General features: G+C 44.4%; 19 protein-coding genes. 17 read left to right on the forward strand and 2 right to left on the reverse strand.

Annotation, left to right across the window (positions count from 1 at the left end; translation table 11 throughout):
• The first annotated feature begins 24 nt into the window (after window positions 1-24).
• From trmB to C1I38_RS01890, 11 genes are all read left to right on the forward strand, one after another.
• Window positions 25-660 (forward strand): tRNA (guanosine(46)-N7)-methyltransferase TrmB, encoded by a 636-nt coding sequence (gene trmB, locus C1I38_RS01840; protein WP_020492078.1) that lies wholly within the window; start codon window positions 25-27, stop codon window positions 658-660.
• A 4-nt stretch (window positions 661-664) separates the two neighbouring features.
• A complete protein-coding gene (locus tag C1I38_RS01845; RefSeq protein ID WP_119775953.1) occupies window positions 665-3,049 on the forward strand; it encodes an ATP-dependent DNA helicase in 2,385 nt (794 codons plus the stop codon).
• Window positions 3,050-3,201: 152 nt separating this feature from the next.
• Window positions 3,202-4,038 (forward strand): phosphate ABC transporter substrate-binding protein, encoded by an 837-nt coding sequence (locus C1I38_RS01850; RefSeq protein WP_119775622.1) that lies wholly within the window; start codon window positions 3,202-3,204, stop codon window positions 4,036-4,038.
• A gap of 247 nt (window positions 4,039-4,285) precedes the next feature.
• Entirely contained in the window at window positions 4,286-4,702 is a 417-nt protein-coding gene (locus C1I38_RS01855) for an arsenate reductase ArsC (RefSeq protein ID WP_119775624.1), read from the forward strand.
• A 347-nt stretch (window positions 4,703-5,049) separates the two neighbouring features.
• Window positions 5,050-5,751, forward strand: a complete 702-nt coding sequence (locus C1I38_RS01860; protein WP_119775626.1) for a response regulator transcription factor — start codon at window positions 5,050-5,052, stop codon at window positions 5,749-5,751.
• Window positions 5,745-7,517 carry an ATP-binding protein gene (locus tag C1I38_RS01865; RefSeq protein ID WP_119775628.1) on the forward strand — a complete coding sequence of 591 codons (1,773 nt, stop codon included), beginning with the start codon at window positions 5,745-5,747 and terminating at the stop codon, window positions 7,515-7,517. Before C1I38_RS01860 ends, C1I38_RS01865 begins: the two co-directional genes overlap by 7 nt.
• A gap of 264 nt (window positions 7,518-7,781) precedes the next feature.
• Window positions 7,782-8,651, forward strand: a complete 870-nt coding sequence (pstC, locus tag C1I38_RS01870; protein ID WP_119775630.1) for a phosphate ABC transporter permease subunit PstC — start codon at window positions 7,782-7,784, stop codon at window positions 8,649-8,651.
• Window positions 8,648-9,520 carry a phosphate ABC transporter permease PstA gene (gene pstA, locus C1I38_RS01875; RefSeq protein WP_119775632.1) on the forward strand — a complete coding sequence of 291 codons (873 nt, stop codon included), beginning with the start codon at window positions 8,648-8,650 and terminating at the stop codon, window positions 9,518-9,520. Before pstC ends, pstA begins: the two co-directional genes overlap by 4 nt.
• Entirely contained in the window at window positions 9,514-10,290 is a 777-nt protein-coding gene (gene pstB / locus C1I38_RS01880; protein WP_119775634.1) for a phosphate ABC transporter ATP-binding protein PstB, read from the forward strand. The genes pstA and pstB overlap by 7 nt, the downstream gene beginning before the upstream one ends.
• 14 nt (window positions 10,291-10,304) lie before the next feature.
• Complete coding sequence (gene phoU, locus C1I38_RS01885; protein ID WP_119775636.1) at window positions 10,305-10,982, forward strand: phosphate signaling complex protein PhoU; 678 nt, start codon at window positions 10,305-10,307, stop codon at window positions 10,980-10,982.
• A gap of 218 nt (window positions 10,983-11,200) precedes the next feature.
• On the forward strand, window positions 11,201-12,100 hold the full coding sequence (locus tag C1I38_RS01890; RefSeq protein ID WP_119775638.1) for a DUF445 family protein: 900 nt from the start codon (window positions 11,201-11,203) through the stop codon (window positions 12,098-12,100).
• Between the two features lies 1 nt (window position 12,101).
• On the opposite strand, the gene C1I38_RS01895 is transcribed toward C1I38_RS01890, so the two are convergent.
• On the reverse strand, window positions 12,102-13,739 hold the full coding sequence (locus tag C1I38_RS01895; RefSeq protein ID WP_119775640.1) for a putative manganese-dependent inorganic diphosphatase: 1,638 nt from the start codon (window positions 13,737-13,739) through the stop codon (window positions 12,102-12,104).
• 15 nt (window positions 13,740-13,754) lie between these two features.
• A complete protein-coding gene (locus C1I38_RS01900; RefSeq protein ID WP_119775642.1) occupies window positions 13,755-13,952 on the reverse strand; it encodes a DUF1653 domain-containing protein in 198 nt (65 codons plus the stop codon).
• A 270-nt stretch (window positions 13,953-14,222) separates the two neighbouring features.
• Between C1I38_RS01900 and queD the strand changes: the two genes are divergently transcribed.
• The 6 genes from queD (at window position 14,223) to C1I38_RS01925 (ending at window position 20,022) form a co-directional block, all read left to right on the forward strand.
• A complete protein-coding gene (gene queD / locus C1I38_RS01905; protein WP_119775644.1) occupies window positions 14,223-14,648 on the forward strand; it encodes a 6-carboxytetrahydropterin synthase QueD in 426 nt (141 codons plus the stop codon).
• Between the two features lie 6 nt (window positions 14,649-14,654).
• Entirely contained in the window at window positions 14,655-15,323 is a 669-nt protein-coding gene (gene queE / locus C1I38_RS01910) for a putative 7-carboxy-7-deazaguanine synthase QueE (RefSeq protein ID WP_119775646.1), read from the forward strand.
• A gap of 4 nt (window positions 15,324-15,327) precedes the next feature.
• The gene (queC, locus tag C1I38_RS01915) at window positions 15,328-16,035 is read left to right on the forward strand and encodes a 7-cyano-7-deazaguanine synthase QueC (RefSeq protein ID WP_119775648.1); all 708 of its coding nucleotides are present in this window, start codon (window positions 15,328-15,330) and stop codon (window positions 16,033-16,035) included.
• 27 nt (window positions 16,036-16,062) lie between these two features.
• A complete protein-coding gene (locus tag C1I38_RS13960) occupies window positions 16,063-16,203 on the forward strand; it encodes a hypothetical protein (RefSeq protein WP_158582044.1) in 141 nt (46 codons plus the stop codon).
• A 452-nt stretch (window positions 16,204-16,655) separates the two neighbouring features.
• Window positions 16,656-18,260, forward strand: coding sequence for a glucose-6-phosphate isomerase (locus C1I38_RS01920; RefSeq protein ID WP_119775652.1), 1,605 nt, complete (start codon window positions 16,656-16,658; stop codon window positions 18,258-18,260).
• 13 nt (window positions 18,261-18,273) lie between these two features.
• The gene (locus C1I38_RS01925; RefSeq protein ID WP_119775654.1) at window positions 18,274-20,022 is read left to right on the forward strand and encodes a phospho-sugar mutase; all 1,749 of its coding nucleotides are present in this window, start codon (window positions 18,274-18,276) and stop codon (window positions 20,020-20,022) included.
• The last annotated feature ends 20 nt before the right edge of the window (window positions 20,023-20,042 follow it).

A 20,042-nucleotide genomic window follows, 5' to 3' on the forward strand; every position in this document is an offset into this window, starting at 1 on the left:
GCATTGGAAGGAGACAGTGTACAATTGCGGCTAAGGAGAAAACGGAGCGCAAAGCCCGAACTGGAGAAAGACTCCAAAACCATTTTGGCCCCTGCGGAACGCAAAGGGAAGTGGGATGAAGTATTTAAGAATAACGGTCCGGTTCATTTGGAATTGGGCTGTGGACGGGGGAATTTTATCACATCACTTGCAGGCAAAACTAAATATATCAATTATATTGCGATTGATTCCTACCCGGAAGTGCTGGTCTGCGTGTTGAGAAAACTTAATCAAAGCAGGCTGCATAACGTCAGGTTGGTTTCGATGCGCATTGAAGACACCGACAGTATTTTTGGACACGATGAAATTGACAAAATCTACATTAATTTTTGCAATCCATGGCCCAGCAAGCGACATCATAAACGCAGACTGACGCATCCTAACTTTCTAAGGAAGTACCAGATCTTTTTAAAGAAAGGATCGGAGGTTTGGTTCAAAACGGACGACGAACCGCTTTTTGAAGATAGCCTACAGTATTTTCAGGAGACAGGTTTTCAGGAATTATACCGGACGTACGATTTGCATCAAAGTGGTTTTGAAGAAAATATCATGACCGAATACGAAGCAAAATTTACAGACCAGGGAATCAAAATTAAGTTTGCCGTCTTTAAGTATGAATAGAACCATGATTAAGCTTCCAATTAGACAGCTGGTTGAATTAATAATGCGCTGCGGCGACATTGACAGTAGGTATGCTTCCCGGGACAGGATGGCGGAAGGGTCCAAAGCGCACCGGGTCCTGCAGAAGCGAAATCGTGAAATCTATGAGGACTATCGAAGCGAAGTTCCGCTTTCTGAAGGGTATTGTTACAATGGTATTGATTATACCCTGGAGGGCCGCGCTGACGGCATTTTCAGCTGCGAAGACCGGACGGTTATTGAAGAGATAAAAACTACGGTGCTGCCCTTGGATTCTATCGACAAAGATTTCAGCAGTGCTCACTGGGCGCAGGCCAAATGCTATGCGTACATTTATGCTGTCCAGAACGGTCTGCCGGAGGCAGCAGTCCAATTGACATATTTCAATCTGGAGACCAATGAAACCAAACAATGGCTCAATTTCTTTTCAACCAGTAAACTGACAGAATTTGTCGGTTGCCTTATTCAACAGTATTCGGTCTGGGCAAGCTTTTCTATCGAATGGGCAGAGATCCGGAACCTTTCGATCAAGACACTTCAGTTTCCTTTTCCGGGCTACCGCAAAGGGCAGCGGGAGCTAGCCGTACACGCCTACAGGGTCATAGCCGGCCGAAAAAAGCTGTTTGTGCAGGCCCCGACAGGAACCGGAAAAACCATTTCGGTGCTGTTTCCAGCCATCAAAGCGATGGGAGAAGCCAAAACGACAAAAATATTCTACCTTACTGCCAAAACGATAACGCGTCAAGTTGCGGAGGAAGCTTTTGAGAAAATGCGTCAAGGCGGCCTAAAAATGAAGACGCTGACACTGACCGCCAAAGAAAAAATCTGTTTTTGTGAAAAGTCGGTCTGTCATCCCGAGTATTGTAAGTATGCCAAAGGACATTACGACCGAATTAATGCTGCTATTTTAGATGCGGTCAAAGAATCTGATGATTTATCCAGAAGTGTAATTGAGAAATATGCTCAGAAGCATACAGTCTGTCCGTTTGAACTTTCCCTGGATCTTTCGCTTTTGGCGGACTGCGTCATTTGTGACTACAACTATGTTTTTGATCCGAGAGCACACCTCAGACGCTTTTTTGCAGACAACAGCGGCGATTATGTGTTTCTGATCGATGAAGCTCACAACCTTGTGGACAGAGCGCGGGAAATGTTCTCAGAAAAGCTTGATAAAACTGCTTTTTGCCAGATAAAAAAAGCGTATAAGGGCAGAAATAAAGCGCTGGATAAAACCCTGAACCGCATCAATAAAAAGATGATTGACTTGCGTCATCAATGTGGGGAGCAGGGCTATCTGATTACGACAGGAATGCCCGCGGATTTCCAGGGCCTTCTTCAGCAATACGCCGGAACCTGTGAATTGATGCTTAAGGAAAACAGAAATTTAAGCGAGGATAGTGCTTTTATCCAACTTTATTTTGATGTGCTTGGTTTTACAACAATCGCTGAATTTTACGATGAAAGATACGTTACTTTTGTAGAAACTAAGCGGGATGAGGTAACCGTGAAGCTATTTTGTCTTGACCCATCGTTTCTACTGGGTGAGGCGTTGAAGAGAGGCAGTTCGGCGGTGATGTTTTCAGCGACGCTTTCCCCGCTGGAATATTTTCGGGAGGTACTTGGCGGATCTGAAGAAGACCATATTCTCTCTCTCGATTCCCCGTTTGATCATCGGAAACTTTGTGTGCTAACGGCTGACTCTATTTCGACCAAGTATAAAGAAAGAGAACAAAGCGTTCACCAGATTACCCGGATGATTGGTTCTTTTGTCGCTCAGAAAACGGGAAATTATATTGTCTATTTTCCATCATATAAATATATGAACGATGTTTTTGCCAAGTTTGTCTTGGTCTACCCCGATATCCCCGCTGTGGCCCAGGAAGCTTCCATGTCGGAAGAAGAGCGGGAACGCTTCCTGCTAAGTTTCAAAGAGAATCCTGAGAAAGCCTATGTCGCTTTTTGCGTACTCGGCGGAATATTTTCCGAAGGTATTGATCTAAAGGGGAGCAGACTGATAGGTACGGCGATTGTAAGCGTGGGACTGCCCCAGCTAAGTGTTCAGCAAAATATCATTCGGGATTACTTTAATAGCAAAAACGGTCTCGGCTATGAATATGCGTATATGTATCCAGGGATGAACAAGGTGATGCAGGCTGCCGGCAGGGTGATCCGCAGCGAAAGCGATGTTGGTGCCGTATTGCTCATTGACGAGCGGTACAGCCAAAAGAAATATGTCAAGCTGTTTCCAAAACACTGGATGCGGCGCAGAAACATTAAAGACAGCAAGTCTCTTAAGAAAAACCTAGAATTTTTCTGGCAGACAGGCAGTAGAGACAATCCCCAAAAAAACGAGAAAGAATGTGAGAATTAAATAAAACATAACAAGATGCCTCAGAATAACCGGAGGCATTTTTTTTGTAAAATTTACACAATCGTTACAATTACGCAAAGTCTACGCAATAATAAATTGTTATTGTTTATATAGAAAAATTTTTAACATTCAAATGAGAGGGAGATATTAAAATGAAAAAACGGTTAGCCATTGTTTTGATTGGTGTTCTGGCTTTAGCCTTTAGCGGTTGTGGAAGCAATGAAAGTTCTTCCCAGTCCAACGGACAGCAAGCACAAACTGAGTCCGCGGAGATCACCATTGCAGGATCCACATCGGTTCAGCCAATTTCTGAGGCCTTAGCTGAAGCATTCATGGCGAAGAATCCAAATATCAAAGTGAACGTTCAGGGGGGCGGTTCCGGAGCCGGGATCAAAGCTGCCCAGGAAGGGACTGCAAATATTGGCTCTTCATCTCGTGAACTGAAAAGCGAGGAGAAGGGGTTAACGGAGACAGTGATCTGTAAAGACGGAATTGCTATCGTCGTCAATGCCCAAAATGCAGTCACAGACTTAAACCTTGAGCAGATTAAAGGGATTTATAGCGGCAAAATTACGAACTGGAAAAAAGTCGGCGGAGCAGATCAGACCATTAATGTTGTGACCAGAGAAGCCGGATCCGGAACACGCGGAGCGTTTGAAGAACTGGTCATGGGCAAAGATACTGTGATTATTGACAAAGCTATTGTTCAGAATTCCACGGGCGCTGCTAGAGCGGCAGTCACCGGTGATGCCAATGCGATTGCTTATATTTCGATGGCAAGTCTTGATGACACGGTAAAAGCAGTGACAGTAGAAGGCGTTAAGGCCAGTGCGGAAAATATCCTGAATGACACGTATAAAGTTCAGCGGCCGTTTCTCTATCTGACCAAAGAAGCGCCTGCAGGTGCGGTCAAGACCTATATTGACTTTGTCATGTCGAATGAAGGACAAAGCATCATTGAGAAGGAAGGTCTCGTACTGATTAAATAAACCCGAGATTCGTTCAACGTAACAGCTGCATCCGTGCAATAAGAGCAGTAGATGCTCAATATAAATGAAGATAATTTGGTCAAACAGGGATGATTAGTTCACCCTGTTTGACCCAGTTAAACGTGTAACCCGAGAATTTTTCTATTCGTACTCATCGTGTTGCACGATACGATCGTCATATTGCTTAAAAAATATTTTTGATAAAAAATGGGCTTGCCAATGAGATTAAAATTAGGGGATTATACTGATGAAAAAAGCAAAAGTTGCATTTATATGCGTTCATAACGCATGCCGTTCTCAAATGGCGGAGGCAATATCAAAGTTTCTGGCTTCGGAAGTTTTTGAAGCTTACTCTGCAGGAACAGAAATAAAGCCTACGATTAATCAAGATGCCATACGGATTATCAAGCAATTATATAACGTTGATATGGAAAAAGAACAGTATTCAAAGCTGATTTCAGATATCCCGCAGATGGATATTGTGATAACCATGGGATGTAATGTAAATTGTCCCTATATACCATGTAAATATAGGGAAGACTGGGGGCTCGAAGATCCGACCGGAAAAAGTGATGAAACGTTTATTCAGACAGCAAAATTCATCGAGGATAAGGTCAGACAGCTAAAAGAAAAAATACATCAGGATGGCAGTGGAATAATGTAAAGATGCTTTTCTAGTCTGTCTTAGAAGCCACTATTATCAAGGATTTGGTAAAAGGTTCCAAATTCAGAAAATTCATTGCAACGTTGGGACTGTTTTATAAAAAATGGCTTAAATAAGCAAAGTCGCAATATATTAATCAAGGTGAATTTATAGCCCATTAAAACCTGTTGGCTGGTATCATGCTGTCTTGCGGGATTTTGCGCCTTTACTAATACATGTTCTTTTCATAAAGATGAAATACCCTTTATACTGCTATATAATATGAAATAAATATACTGTAAATATGGCTTATTCTTATTGATAAAATGTTTTAAATGCGAAACTGGTATATTTATTAGGAGGACGATATGAGCAAAAGAATCTTGGTTGTGGAAGATGAAGAAGTGATTGCCCGCTTGATCAGTTATAATCTTCAAAAAGAAGGATTTGAAGTTCAGGTTTCAGGAGATGGACTTGAAGCACTGGGGAAAATTCGATCAGAAAAACCAGATCTGCTTATTCTCGATATTATGCTTCCTGGGATGGATGGCTATGAGATCTGCCAAACTGTCAGGAAAGAAGGCGGTTCTCTCCCTGTTATTATGTTATCGGCGAGAGATGAGGAGCTAGATAAGATTCTTGGTCTGGAACTTGGCGGGGATGATTATCTGACAAAACCATTCAGCCCGAGAGAGCTTGTGGCCCGGGTACGCGCTCTATTGCGGAGGACACAGACAAATCAAGCAGTACTTGACCGCGAGACTTTTTTGATCGACAGGCTAATTGTTGATTTTTCCGGCCGGGAAATAAGCGTAGATGATCAGATTGTGCCGCTTACGCCAAAGGAGTTTGAACTGCTGGCGTATTTAATCCGACATCGAGGAAAAGTTGTAAGCCGAGACCAGTTGTTAGACAAAGTATGGAACTATGACTTTGCGGGTGATACTCGGATTGTTGATGTACATATCAGCAGGCTTCGGGAAAAAATTGAGACTGATCCAAAGAATCCATCCTATATCCAGACGGTTCGCGGGGTTGGATATAGGTTTAAGGAGCGAGGCTCATGTTAAAAAGTCTGAAAATGAAATTCACGGTTGGCTTTATTGCGCTGGCACTGCTTTCAATGCTTGCATCCGGCGTTTATCTTATCAAGGTGCTCGATAACTATTTTATTGAAAATCTACAGGCCAAACTTTTGGTTGAGGCAAAATTGGTCAGGGAAATGGTGATCGAGAAGTTTGATTCGCAGAATATGACTTTTGACATAGAAAAAATTACCGGTGATCTTGGAAACGTGACAAGTACTAGGGTTACAGTAATCGATGCAAATGGTATCGTTCTTGGCGATTCTGAACAGTCACCGGCTCTTATGGAGAATCATCTGGGACGTCCTGAAATTCAACAGGCGATCAGCGAAGGGGCCGGAATCTCGGAGAGAGAAAGTTCAACACTTAACACGCAAATGATGTATTTGGCGCTGCCGGTTGAGAAAGGCGGGAAAATAGAAGGCTTTGTTCGCCTGGCGTTGCCGCTGACCGAAATAACAACGGCCTTATCTAAGCTGTGGATGATGCTGTTTATCGCTCTCCTAATCGCTACCATGATCGCCGGCGTATTAGGGTTCAAACTGTCGCAAAAGCTGACGAAACCCATTCAGGAAATGACAGCTGCAGCTCAGAAAATTGCAGGCGGGGATTTCAGCCTGCCTACCTATACAACCAGTCAGGATGAAATTGGGAAACTTGGGAAGGCATTAAATCAGATGGCCCGGCAGCTGAAAGAAACGATTGATGAAGTCTCGGCCGGAAAGAGTAAGCTCGAAACGGTCTTAGCGAATATGGACAGTGGGGTTATTTTTCTCAGAGAAGACGGAAAGATTGATCTGATTAATCCGGCAGCCCTGAAGATTTTAGAGATCGAACCGAAAATCGTAAATAATCGGCATCAGATAGAGATTATCAGCAATTACCAATTAAGCACACTGATTGATACAGCACTGAAAACGCACAAGGCCGCCAAAGAGGATTTGTTGATATTGTCTCCGCATGAAAAAAATATTGAAGTCAATATTACACCGATTTTTGGCAAGGATGATACCAGTATAGGAGCAGTAATGGTTCTTCATGATATTACAGATTTTCGGAAACTGGAAAGGATGCGCAGGGACTTTGTTGCCAATGTTTCCCATGAATTAAAAACGCCTGTTACTTCACTCAAAGGATATGCTGAAACATTGCTCGATGGCGCGCTTGAAGATCCTGAAACAGCGAGGGAATTTGTCAGAATTATTTTGAAGGAATCAGAAAGACTGCGGATGCTCATTAATGACCTGCTGGAATTATCCAGGATTGAATCTGCGGCAGATCCGGTCGAATGGCAAAAGATTAATGTAAACGCTTTATTACATTCTCTGGAGGTAAAATTCAGACCCCAGCTCGAAGCCAGGCAAATTGATCTTGTAGTTGTTTGTCCGGAAAATTTTCCTTATGCCTGGGGAGATTACACTATGATTGAGCAGGTGTTGACAAATTTGGCGGATAACGCAATAAAATATTCCCCAGTTGGGGAGAAGGTCAAAATCGTCGCTTCCGAAAAAGCTGACGGAATATTATTTGAGGTGATTGATTCCGGTCCTGGTATACCAAAGCAAGATTTATCCCGGGTTTTTGAAAGGTTTTACCGCGTTGATAAAGGAAGAAATCGTAAACAAGGGGGAACGGGGCTGGGGTTGGCGATTGTCAAACATATTCTGGAGACCCATGGCACGAGAATACACGTGGAGAGTACGCTGGGGCGCGGCTCACGGTTCTATTTTATGCTAATAAAAAAATCATAAAAGGAACAAAGAATACAGATTAAACTTGACTTACACCACGCAAGATTTTGATAAATACTTTCTCGAGATTTTTTTCCATTTTCTGCTGCAAGTAGCGGATGTGAACATAAATAATAGAGATGTCTTGATCACATACAAGGGATCTCTATTATTTATCTGGATATTTCATCACAACCATTTACAAAATTGTTACAATTCCGCAAAGTCTCCTCAACAATTAATTGGTATTGTATAACTAGGAAAATTATCGGAGGAGACCGATCCATGCAGAAAAGTATTCACCTTAAAAAAAGTGAAATTATTATCGAAAAAATACTCCTTCTAAGTGCTGTCGCTGCCATCTTTATCATTGCCCTGATTACCGTGTTTGTCATTATTTCAGGTTGGCCTGTTTTGCAAAAGACGGGATTTTTCAACTTTGCCCTTGGAACAACATGGGACCCCACCCATGGCATCTATGGGATTCTGCCGATGGTGGTTGGGTCCATACTTGTAACCTTGGGAGCGCTTGTTCTGGGAATTCCTTTTGGCGTAGCCGGAGCTATATTTATGGCTGAAATTGCTCCACCCAAAGCGGCAACCCTGATAAGGCCTGCGATTGAACTACTAGCTGGAATTCCATCCGTTGTCTACGGCTTTTATGGCCTGGCCGTAATTGTACCTTTGATACGGAATCATTTCGGCGGAACAGGTTTCAGCATTCTGGCTGGATCTCTAATTCTAGCCATCATGATCCTGCCAACGATTCTGAACCTTTCTGAGACTGCGCTGCGTGCAGTTCCTAGAGAATATAAAGACGGATCCTATGCGCTGGGGGCCAATTACTGGCAGACTATCAAATGGATATCACTGCCTGTAGCCCGTTCGGGCATCATCACAGGGGTCGTCCTAGGCATGTCAAGAGCAATCGGGGAGACCATGGCTGTCATCATGGTCACAGGCAACGTGACGCGTATACCCGGAACTTTATTTGACCCGATCCGTACGCTCACAGGAAATATCGTGATGGAAATGGGATATGCCTCGGGGGAACATCAACAAGCGCTATTTGCCACCGGTATCATCCTGTTCATCTTTATCATGATCTTAAACCTGATCGTACAGTTTGGCGCAAAAGGCAGGTGGCAAAAATGAAATCATCAGCCCGGCTGGAAGAAAAAATAGCAAAATTATTGCTTTGGTTGTTTGCGATTTGTACGCTTCTGGTTTTGTTCAGTATTATTGCGCATATTCTAATCAACGGAATCAGCGGGCTAAGCTGGGATTTCATCACCCAGGAACCGAAGCGGATGGGTAAGGAAGGCGGAATTTTTTCCATCATTATTGGTACCATCTACCTGACGGTAGCAGGCATTGTTCTGGCAACACCTATAGGAGTTGGCGCAGCCATCTACCTGACGGAATACGTAAAAAAAGGCCGGTTGGTACAAATCATCCGCTTTGCCACAGAAGCACTGGCTGCTGTGCCTTCAATTATCTTCGGTTTATTTGGATTTGTGTTGTTCGTCATTACCCTGAAGATGGGATGGTCTATTCTATCGGGTGCGCTGACATTGGCTTTTATGGTGCTACCAACGATCATCAGGGCTGCGGAAGAAGGAATCAAAACGGTTCCTGATTCTTATCGTGAGGGCAGTCACGCACTCGGCGCAACCAAGTGGTATACCATACGTAAAGTTGTTTTGCCTTCAGCACTTCCGGGGATTGCAACGGGCGTTATTTTGGGTATTGGGAGAGCAATTGGAGAAACTGCGGCAGTCATCCTGACCGCAGGCAGTTCATTAGGATTACCGGCCTCAATCCTTGAACCGACCCGGACTCTTTCCGTTCATCTCTATATATTAGCGTCGGAAGGAATATCAACCAAGAATGCGTATGCAAGTGCTACTGTGCTCATCATCGTCATTGTTATCATTAATTTTCTGGCCAATATGCTTATGACAAAGCTTGTAGGGGCGAAACAACCAGCGTCACGAATAAGGAGAGGTGGTAATCAATGTTAGCTAACTTAACAGAAACAAATAATAAAATGGTAGCCAAAGACCTGGAATTGTATTATGGAAGCTTTCACGCTTTACACGCGATAAACCTGCCAATCCTTGCCAATCAGGTTACTGCGCTGATTGGACCCTCAGGGTGCGGCAAGTCCAGCTTTCTGAAAACTCTAAACCGGATGAATGACCTGGTTGAAGGAGCAACTGTCAAAGGAAATGTATATCTTGACAATAAAGATACTTATACCTCGGATATTGATCCGGTAACACTCCGCAAACGAATTGGAATGGTTTTTCAAAAGCCGAATCCGTTCCCGATGTCGATCTTTGATAATGTTGCCTATGGACCGAGGGCCCATGGCCTGAAAGATAAGCAGAAACTGAGTGAAATTGTTGAGAAAAGCCTCAAGGAAGCAGCTCTCTGGGATGAAGTCAAGGACCGGCTGAACCGTTCAGGGCTGCAATTATCCGGTGGGCAGCAGCAGCGTCTTGTTATTGCGCGTTTACTGGCTGTGCAGCCTGAAGTACTGCTGATGGACGAACCGGCATCGGCTTTGGATCCAATTTCCACGGCAAAGCTGGAAGACCTGATCCTTGATCTTAAAGAACAATATACTATCGTGATTGTAACCCATAACATGCAGCAGGCCGCCAGGATTTCAGACTACACGGCATTTTTCCTGAACGGGGAAGTCATAGAATACGGCGTTACGAAAGAACTGTTTACCAAGCCTCTGGACAAAAGGACTGAGGACTATGTCACCGGAAGATTCGGATAAGGAGGAAACGTATTATGACCCGAAACTCATTTGCAACATCATTGGAAGAACTGAGCCATGATGTCCTCATGATGGGCAACCTCGTAGAAAACGTTATTAGCTCTGCAGTGAAATCACTCGAGGAAAGAGACCTGAAACTGGCGGAAAAAGTACTCGAGGACGATGATATTGTAGATAATTTTCAGCTTGAGATCGAAGACAAATGTTTGACCATGCTGGCCTTGCAGCAGCCGATGGCCGGTGATTTGAGAACCATCGGGACGGCGCTGAAAATTGTCACCGACCTCGAACGCATCGCCGATCACGCCGTCGATATCGCTGAAGTAACGATTAAATTAAGCAATGAGCCCTTGGTAAAACCTTTGGTTGATATTCCCAAGATGGCAAAAATGGCGCGGGAGATGCTCAGAGACAGTATCACCGCGTATACAAATAAAGATTTAAAAATGGCGCAAAATCTAGCAGTTAAAGAAAAGGAGGTGGACCGGCTTTATCAGTTGGTCTATGAAGATCTATTACATTTAATGCAAAAAGACCAAAAAAATATTTCACAGGGTATCAATTTGCTGCTCGTTGCGCTTTCCATTGAAAGGGTAGCCGACCATGTGACAAACCTGGGTGAATGGACCATCTATCTGGCTAGCGGCAAAAGAAAAGACCTGAATGATGATAATCCGGTTGATATGAAATGATCAATCTGCAAAGTTATCCACAGTCTACACACAATTGTGAGTAAGTGTATATACAAGTATATGGTTATATCCGGCTCATTTGCTGAAACTCTACTCAGTCGCTAACGGTATGCCTTTATTTACTGGATTAACATATTACTGTACAAACCATTGAATAATCGCTAAAATATACGGTGGTATTACAAATTTGCGCGTATGTATTCAGAGGAGAATCATCAATGAATCTAATTCAAATGGCAGCAGGCCCGGTTATTGGTGCTATCATCGGTTATGTCACAAACTACATCGCGGTTAAGATGCTCTTTCGGCCCATCAACCCGATTAAAATCGGAAATTGGACATTGCCGTTTACGCCCGGCATTTTTCCAAAGAGAAAAAGGCAGCTTGCCAAAGCATTGGGTAATGCGGTCGGGAACAACCTTTTAACCAGTAAAGATATAGAGAATTTGTTCTTGTCAGGAAACATAAAAAATACAATCGTTCAGGAAATCGGCAACTCACTTTATGAAATGGATGAGCGACATACCCTAAAAAATATCTTCACGGGGTTTGTTTCACAGGATACCTATCAGGTTCTGAGAGAACAAGCTGAAAACATCATTTGCAGCAAGATCATGTCCGGTGTTTCCAGGATGGATGTCGGGACAGTCATTGCACGGGAGGGCAGACGAGCAATGAAGGAAAAAATCCATGGGACGATGCTCGCGCTGATGGTCAATGACCAATTGATTGCGTCCGTGGCGGCTCCGATCGGAGCAAAGGTAGATGCATACATCCAGGAAAACGGTCAGGACATGATCCGGTCCATTGTGAGAGAAGAACTTGCGGTTCTTGAGAATCAGCCGTTAGCGGCATTCATGAAAAAAGTTGAGATTGAGGAAAAACATCTTACCGGTATGGTTGACAGAATCTATTCGGGATTCGTGCAGAAAAAGCTTGGAGACTATATCCAACAGTTTGATATAGCCGGTGTTGTAGAACAAAAAGTTAATACTATGGATGTTCTGGAGATTGAGAGACTTGTGCTTTCGGTAATGAAAAACGAGTTGAACGCCGTCGTTAATTTAGGAGCCTTGATTGGTTTCGTGATTGGGCTGTTGAACTTATTGTTAAAATAACTTATTTGTCAACAGCCGCTGAAATTAAAGGAACAACCTGTTTCTTTCTGGAAACGATGCCAGGCAGGCAGACGCTGTTTTCACCCAGATCAACGTTAAAAGCAAGCGAGATTAATTCTTTTTCTTCTCCGGAAAATAAGACTTCTGAGGCCTGGTCAAGAATATCGGTCACAAAAAGCATCAGTAAATGATAGCCGTTTTCGGCACAAAGCTGCTTCATGAACGCAATCAGTGAATCTTCCATCTCCGAGATTTTTTCCTTGTCCATGGTGAAGACCTGCCCGATTCCAATCCTGTATTTGCCAAAGGTATAATCCTTGAAATCCTGATAGAATATCTCCTTGAGTGTTTTTCCCTGCAGAGAAGAGCCTTCTTTGAACATTTGGTTGGCGTACTTGTCCATATCGTCAATCCCGGCTATTTCTGCCAGCTTTTCGGCCGTCATCCTATCGACGTAGGTACTGGTCGGAGATTTGAATTTCAGCGTATCGGACAGGATGGCGGAGCAAAGAATCCCGGCGATGTTCTTCGAAGGACGAATTCCCATCTCGAAAAACATATTGGCAACAATGGTCGAGGTGCTGCCTACCGGTTCGTTGCGAAGAAAAATTGGACTGGCTGTCTGAATATCACCCAACCGGTGGTGATCGATAATTTCAAGGATTTCTGCCTCTTCAATGCCATTGACAGTCTGAGATTTTTCGTTGTGATCCACCAGAATAACGTTTTTCTTTCTCTGTGAAATCAGATGATACCTCGATATAAATCCTTGGATCCGGTTATTGTCATCAACAATCGGATAGCTCCGGTACCTGGTTTTTAACATTTTATCCTGAATATCGTCAATAAAGTCATCAATGTTAAACGATATAAGGTTCTGGCTGGTCATGACGGCACCTACCGGTATGCTCTGATTCACCAGCCTTACGGTCGTATAGGTGTCAATCGGAGTTGTTAACAAAACAATATTCCTGCTGCGGGCTTCTTCGATCAGCTCTTGTGACGGTTCCCCGCCGCAGGTGATGATCAGGCAGGTGGTACCGTATTCCAGGGCTTTCAACTGGATATCTAACCGGTTTCCCGTGATGACAATATCACCCGGCTCAACAAACGAATGCAAGTCGTCCGGTTCAACAGCAGCAACCACAACCTTGCCGGTCGTCTTGAAATCTTCCTGGGAACCGCAGATTAATGTCGCATTCAGCGTTTCGGCGATATTGCGCAGGGTCGTTCTCGTTGAAGCAATGGTGTTGTTGTCCAAGGCATCCATATAATTATTGGTAATATCGGATAGGGTTACAATCCCTAGAAGCCGCTCATGATCATCAATGACGGGAATCGTTTTGATATTGTTTTTTTTCATAAGGTGCCAGGCCGTTTTAATCGAAATATCCGATGATACGGGAAAAGCCTGATCAACGTTTAAATCAGCCACCTGTGTTTTGACTGTGAAAAGATGTTCCGGCGTTTCGACGCCGAAATGCTTCAGAACAAACTCAGTTTCCCGGTTGATATCACCGAGCCTTTTGGGTACAGCGTTCACGCCGAGCTTTTTTTTAAGTTCCGCGTAGGCAATTGCAGAACATATGGAATCTGTATCCGGATTCTTATGACCGGTGACAAATACTAATTTATCCATCCTTTATCCTCCTCTTTATTTCGAATCTATTTCCCCGAATCTGGGGACAAGTTCTCCGTTCACTAGAACATTTTCAAAGAACATTGCATAAGGCCGTGCAAAAATAATTCCTTCCGAATTTTTATAAATCACCAATTTTTCTTCGGTCTCTGAGTGAATGGCGATGAAGAGAACTTCATAAATTCCGCCTTTAAAATGCTTATATTTTGGCATTCGGATACCTCCAGCAACAAATGCTATCCTATCATTGTATAATAAAAAGTGTAAATTCAAAAGAAGTAATCTTCAAAAGCCGTCTTTCCCAAATACTAACAAAGCTCATTTACAGATCAGCGTTGGCATGATATGCTTAATTTATGAATAAAATAAAGACAGTTCGAAATCCATCCTGTCTCTAAACAAAACTAGGACCACTACCGTCTTGGGTAGTTTTTTGTTTGGAGAGCAGTAGCTCTTTTTTGTTTCTTGGGGAGGTTGCATGATATGTACATGTTGAAGGTGGAAAGTGGTTTTGACAGCGCGCACTTTCTGGCAGGCCATCCAGGCAAGTGCCGGAACATTCATGGCCACAGCTGGCGAGTGGTTGTGGAAATTGAATCTGAAACACTCGCAGATGAAGGAGAAGCCAGGGGGATGATTGTTGATTTTAGCCAGCTGAAAGCGGATCTGAGGCAGCTGGCGGATGACTACGATCATGCCTTGCTTGTGGAAGACGGAACGCTGCGAAAAAGTACGCTGGAACATCTTATTCGAGACGGTTTCCGGGTCATTGAGGTGCCTTTCAGGACAACAGCCGAAAATTTTGCCAGGTGCTTTTACGAGGCTTTGGCCGGTAAAGGATATCAAATGACCAGGGTTAGTGTGTTCGAAACGCCCACGAATTGCGCGGTCTACGAAGGCAGACGGTGATTTAAGATGAAATACAGGGTTGCAGAAATTTTTTCAAGCATTAACGGAGAAGGACCGCGAGCAGGAGAATTGGCTGTTTTTGTCAGATTTGCGGGGTGCAATCTGCGATGTACTTACTGTGACACCCGCTGGGCGAATGAAGCGGATGTTTCTTACCAGGAAATGACGGGAGCGGATCTCTATAAACAGGTTTTGACCACAGGTATAAAGAACGTCACGCTGACAGGCGGGGAGCCGTTGATACAACCTGGTATTGCAGCCCTGACCAACTTGCTGTGCCAGGATCCGGCACTTTCCGTCGAGATTGAAACGAATGGCAGCGTCAGCCTGAAGCCGTTTTGCACAGAGGTTAACCACCGTCCGGGATTTACGATGGACTACAAGCTTGCTTGGAGCGGTATGGAGGACAAGATGATCTTAGCAAATTTTGAGGTTCTGACATGCCGGGATGCTGTGAAATTCGTGGTTGGCGATCAAAGCGACCTGAAAAGGGCGCGCGAAATCATAAGTACCTACGGTCTGATCAAGAAAACTGCGGTATTTATCAGTCCTGTTTTTGCACACATTGCGCCATCTGAGATTGTTAAATTTATGATTGTGCATAAAATGAATGGGGTGCGCTTGCAGCTTCAGCTACATAAAGTGATCTGGGATCCGGAAAAGAGAGGAGTATAAGCTCATGCAAAAAAATGAAAAAGCTTTGGTCGTCTTTAGCGGCGGACAAGACAGTACGACCTGTCTTTTTTGGGCCAGACAGTTATTTGCAGAAGTCATCGCCCTGTCCTTTGATTATGAGCAAAAACACCGGCTGGAATTAGATTGTGCCAGAGAAATATGTGCTAAGCATCAGATTGAGCATCATCTGCTAGATCTCGGTTTATTAAATCAGCTTGCGCCGAACGCACTGACCAGGACAGAGATCGAAGTTGAGAAAAATCCATCGGCCGGTCGGCTGCCAAACACATTTGTAGATGGCAGGAATATGCTCTTTCTATCGTTTGCAGCTGTTTTTGCTAAACAGAGAGGAATCAGGCATTTGATCACCGGCGTTTCTCAGAGTGATTACAGCGGTTATCCGGACTGCCGGGATATTTTTATAAAATCCCTGAATGTAACACTAAATCTCGCCATGGATTACGAATTTGTGATTCATACCCCTCTGATGTGGATCGACAAGGCGGAAACCTGGAAACTGGCTGACGATCTCGGTGTGCTTCCGATTATTCAAGAAGAGACGTTGACCTGTTATAATGGTATTAAAGGGGATGGGTGCGGGGAATGCCCTGCTTGCCTGCTACGGAAAGAGGGATATCAAAAATATTACAGCAAAGAATCAAGTCATACGCTTGTAAATCAGAAGGTAGATAAATATAATGAATTTGAATAAATCACTGCTTGAGATAGAAGGAAGAGCATGATGGACAAATGTTCAAAATGCGGTCAGGAAGTTCAAGAAGATGATATCTATGAAGTTAACGGACAGAAGGTATGTGAAGACTGTAAACTCAACGAGACGAAGGTAGAGGTAAAACCATGCGGCAATTTCAACGGTTGATTTTGATTTTTGAAGTTGTTCTGTGGTGTATAATCTGTAGCGTATAAAATGTATAAAAGATAAAATAAGGCTGCTGCGCAATGAAAATGGTCATTAAGCGGCAGCTTTTATTGGTTGTTTGACACGACAAATTGCGCAATACTTTTTCGTCCATCTCAGCTATAATGAAAATGACGTTCTCAAATTCCCTGCTCAAATCATTCATACGAGCTTGATTACCCTAGATTAGGTCTGGGGGTCATAATTCCAGCGTTAAGCGGAGCATGGAGGTGAAGCGCGGCTGTTTGCACCATGGATGGCGCAACAGCCGAAAGCGGAATTGTGGCGCCCAGGCTGACCCGGGAGTTTAACGCAATCATATATTTGAGTATTTATTTCAGGAACGTTGTACGAGTATAGAATCGGATTGTCCAGGGTAGAGTATGATTACCGATGGGTGAGGTGATTGTATTGTGATATCACAATGGCAGAAATTCCAGGAATATTTATATTTCAATGATGAGCTGGGAATCCAGGTAGATGTCAGTCGCGCAGGGTTTCCGGATACGTATTTCAATGATATGAAACTGCGTTTGCAGGATATGTATCACCAGATTCAGGCCTTGGAAGAAGGAGCGGTTGCCAACCCGGACGAACAGCGGATGGTTGGGCATTATTGGCTGAGTGATCCTGAATTAGCCCCGCTGCCGGAAATAGGCGCAGCAATTAAAGATACCTTGCGCCGTATTCGATGCTTTGTGCAGGATGTTCATGCGGGCACTGTATGTGGTCAAAACGGACACCCTTTTCGGAACGTTATTGTGATCGGTATTGGCGGATCTTCTTTAGGACCGCGTTTTGTTTCCGAGGCACTTGGAAACAAAAATGATCTCTGTTCGCTGTACTTTATTGATAACACAGATCCGGATGGTATGGACCGTATTTTTGCTGAGTTGGATACTGAGCTGGATGCGACATTAACGATCGTGATCTCCAAAAGCGGCGGCACAATTGAAACCCGCAACGGTATGGAGGAAGTTCGTCATTTTTATGTAAGTCGGGGGCTGGACTTCAGCCGTCATGCGGTCAGTATCACTCAGCCTGGAAGCAGACTGGATCAGATCCGGATGAAAGAGGATTGGTTGGACACTTTTCCGGTTTGGGAATGGGTTGGCGGGCGGACTTCCGTCTTGTCCGCTGTGGGGCTGCTGCCGCTGGCTTTACAGGGAATTGATATTAGCGCTCTTATAGATGGAGCTAAGAAGTGTAACGCTCTGACCAGGAATCCAGATACGAAAAACAATCCTGCTGCCCTGATTGCCTCAGCGTGGTATGTCCTGACAGGGGGTAATGGTGGACAGCAGATGGTTATCCTTCCTTATAAAGACCGTTTGGAGCTTTTTCCAAAATATCTCCAGCAATTGATTATGGAGTCTCTTGGAAAAGAAAAGGACTTGGACGGTAATATTGTCCATCAGGGAATCACAGTACTCGGAAATAAAGGAACAAGCGATCAGCATTCTTATATCCAGCAGCTGCTTGATGGACCCGGCAACTTTTTTGTAACTTTCATCGAAGTATTAAAGGACAGGGATGGCCACTCACTTAAAATTGCTGAAGAAAGTACCAGCGGTGATTATTTACAGGCTTTTTTGCTCGGTACGAGGAATGCCCTGTCAAACAAGGGCCGAAAATCAATTACGCTGACAGTGAGAGACCTCAACCCCGTAACGATCGGAGTATTGATTGCCCTATACGAACGTACGGTGAGTATGTATGCCCAGTTTGTGCATATTAATGCCTATCACCAACCGGCTGTGGAAATGGCTAAAAAGGGTGCGCAGGAAATGATTCAATTAAAGAACCAGGCCCTGCGTGTTCTAAGGACCTGTAAAACCAAGGGATTAACAGTTGAAGAAATTGCATTGAAAATTGAAGCAGACGGGGCAGCCGTTGACCGTGAAATGCTCTATAAAATTCTTAAGCACCTTGAAGCAAATCCGGGAAACAAGATCAAGAGTCAAAAGAGCATCAGTGAATTTGAGGCTTTATACGAGGTTGTAGCTGATCAACAGTGAGGAGAAAAGTAACATGTATTCAGAACAAAAGTATGAAAATACCTTGAAATTTTGGATCGAAAATGATTATTTTGACGAGCTCAGCAGAAGGGAACTAGCGGAAATAACCGATCTGAAGGAGTTGGAGGATCGTTTCTATACGACTCTGGAGTTTGGGACCGGTGGCATTAGAGGGGTTCTCGGCGCAGGAACCAATCGCCTGAATCGTTATGTTATTCGCAAAGTCACACAGGGGTTGGCCGACACGATCTTGGAGCATGGACCGGAGGCGTCTCAGCGAGGGGTTGTCATTGCGTATGACAGCCGCTATTTTTCCAAAGATTTTGCACTGGAAACAGCGCTGGTACTGGCAGTAAATCGGATTAAAGTCTATCTGTTTGAAAGTCTGCGGCCGACACCTGAACTTTCATTTGCTGTCAGGTATCTGCAGACAATTGCCGGCATAAATATCACGGCCAGCCATAATCCGAAAGAATATAACGGCTATAAGGTCTATTGGGAGGATGGCGGGCAGCTGCCGCCTGCTCCTGCTAAGCAGATCATTACCAAGATGGCTGAAAGAAAAGACTGGAGAATTATGCTGGCGGACCGAACCAAAGCCCTGGAGGAAGGGATGGTTCAGATGGTCGGAGATCAGGTGGATGCTGCCTATCAGGTGGAGATACTCCACAGTCTGCTGAATACAGAACTAACGCAAACTTACGGTACAAAGCTGAACATTGTCTGCACGCCGCTCCATGGAACCGGCGGCAGCCCTGTCCAAAGCATTCTTAACAAAATGGGCTTTAAAGCTTTTCAAATGGTTGCAGAACAGGAACAACCTGATCCGGAATTTCCGACGGTGAAATCTCCGAACCCGGAAGATCCGGCGTCGTTTGCGCTTGCTTTAGCACTGGCAAAGAAGATACAGGCGGACCTTGTGTTAGCCACCGATCCGGATGCAGACCGTCTCGGTGCGTATGCCCTGGACCGAAATGGTCAATATTGCCGTTTTACGGGAAATCAGATTGGCGTAATCCTGGCGTATTATATCCTGGATCAAAGAAGACGAAGCCACAGACTGCCGGACAATGGCGTGATTGTCAAGACGATAGCCTCTACGGACATGGCCGAAGCAGTTGCGGCTGATTTTGGCGCCAAAACAGTGAATGTGCTGGTCGGCTTTAAATATATTGGAGAAAAGATCAAAGAGATGGAAGCACAGGGCTGGGGGACATTTTTGTTTGGTTTTGAAGAAAGCCATGGTTACCTGGCCGGTACGTATACCAGAGATAAGGATGCAGTCCAGGCTTCTGCGCTGCTGGCTGAGGCGGCATTGTATTACAAGCAGATAGAGAACAAAACCTTGCCGGATATACTGGCGGAACTTTTTGCGCGATACGGCACTTTCCTCGATGAGCAGGTTGCTTTTGCGCTGAGCGGTAAAGAAGGCCGGGAACGGATTGCCGCTGTAATGGACAGACTGCGGACGGCAAAGCCACTTTCTGTGGCAGGGCTCAGCGTACGGTTTATTGATGACTATCAGCAAAAGGTCCGATGGGATGTGCTGGAGAACAAGATGGAAGAAATCGATCTTCCCCGGGAGAATGCGCTTCGCTTTTCCTTTGAAGGGGGAGGCTATGTCATGGCAAGACCTTCCGGTACGGAACCAAAAATACGTTTTTATTTCTGTATCAAAGGTTCTACCAGAACTGAAGCGGATGCTACCTTGGCACGTGTCAAAGCGGAAGTCTTCGCCCTGATTAATGACCTGATGGTTTGATTGTGGTAGAATACAGGAAA

Origin of the sequence: Dehalobacter sp. 12DCB1, from assembly GCF_004343605.1 — a bacterium.
Classification (GTDB): domain Bacteria; phylum Bacillota; class Desulfitobacteriia; order Desulfitobacteriales; family Syntrophobotulaceae; genus Dehalobacter.

What these genes read in the sequence shown, in the direction of transcription:
- queD (WP_119775644.1), top strand. Translation starts at nt 14,223, where the DNA reads ATGTACATGTTGAAGGTGGAAAGTGGTTTTGACAGCGCGCACTTTCTG.
- C1I38_RS01925 (WP_119775654.1), top strand. Translation starts at nt 18,274, where the DNA reads ATGTATTCAGAACAAAAGTATGAAAATACCTTGAAATTTTGGATCGAA.
- queC (WP_119775648.1), top strand. Translation starts at nt 15,328, where the DNA reads ATGCAAAAAAATGAAAAAGCTTTGGTCGTCTTTAGCGGCGGACAAGAC.
- C1I38_RS01900 (WP_119775642.1), bottom strand. Translation starts at nt 13,952, where the DNA reads ATGCCAAAATATAAGCATTTTAAAGGCGGAATTTATGAAGTTCTCTTC.
- C1I38_RS01895 (WP_119775640.1), bottom strand. Translation starts at nt 13,739, where the DNA reads ATGGATAAATTAGTATTTGTCACCGGTCATAAGAATCCGGATACAGAT.
- pstA (WP_119775632.1), top strand. Translation starts at nt 8,648, where the DNA reads ATGAAATCATCAGCCCGGCTGGAAGAAAAAATAGCAAAATTATTGCTT.
- C1I38_RS01850 (WP_119775622.1), top strand. Translation starts at nt 3,202, where the DNA reads ATGAAAAAACGGTTAGCCATTGTTTTGATTGGTGTTCTGGCTTTAGCC.
- C1I38_RS01860 (WP_119775626.1), top strand. Translation starts at nt 5,050, where the DNA reads ATGAGCAAAAGAATCTTGGTTGTGGAAGATGAAGAAGTGATTGCCCGC.
- C1I38_RS01890 (WP_119775638.1), top strand. Translation starts at nt 11,201, where the DNA reads ATGAATCTAATTCAAATGGCAGCAGGCCCGGTTATTGGTGCTATCATC.
- pstB (WP_119775634.1), top strand. Translation starts at nt 9,514, where the DNA reads ATGTTAGCTAACTTAACAGAAACAAATAATAAAATGGTAGCCAAAGAC.
- phoU (WP_119775636.1), top strand. Translation starts at nt 10,305, where the DNA reads ATGACCCGAAACTCATTTGCAACATCATTGGAAGAACTGAGCCATGAT.
- C1I38_RS01865 (WP_119775628.1), top strand. Translation starts at nt 5,745, where the DNA reads ATGTTAAAAAGTCTGAAAATGAAATTCACGGTTGGCTTTATTGCGCTG.
- C1I38_RS13960 (WP_158582044.1), top strand. Translation starts at nt 16,063, where the DNA reads ATGATGGACAAATGTTCAAAATGCGGTCAGGAAGTTCAAGAAGATGAT.
- C1I38_RS01845 (WP_119775953.1), top strand. Translation starts at nt 665, where the DNA reads ATGATTAAGCTTCCAATTAGACAGCTGGTTGAATTAATAATGCGCTGC.
- queE (WP_119775646.1), top strand. Translation starts at nt 14,655, where the DNA reads ATGAAATACAGGGTTGCAGAAATTTTTTCAAGCATTAACGGAGAAGGA.
- pstC (WP_119775630.1), top strand. Translation starts at nt 7,782, where the DNA reads ATGCAGAAAAGTATTCACCTTAAAAAAAGTGAAATTATTATCGAAAAA.
- C1I38_RS01855 (WP_119775624.1), top strand. Translation starts at nt 4,286, where the DNA reads ATGAAAAAAGCAAAAGTTGCATTTATATGCGTTCATAACGCATGCCGT.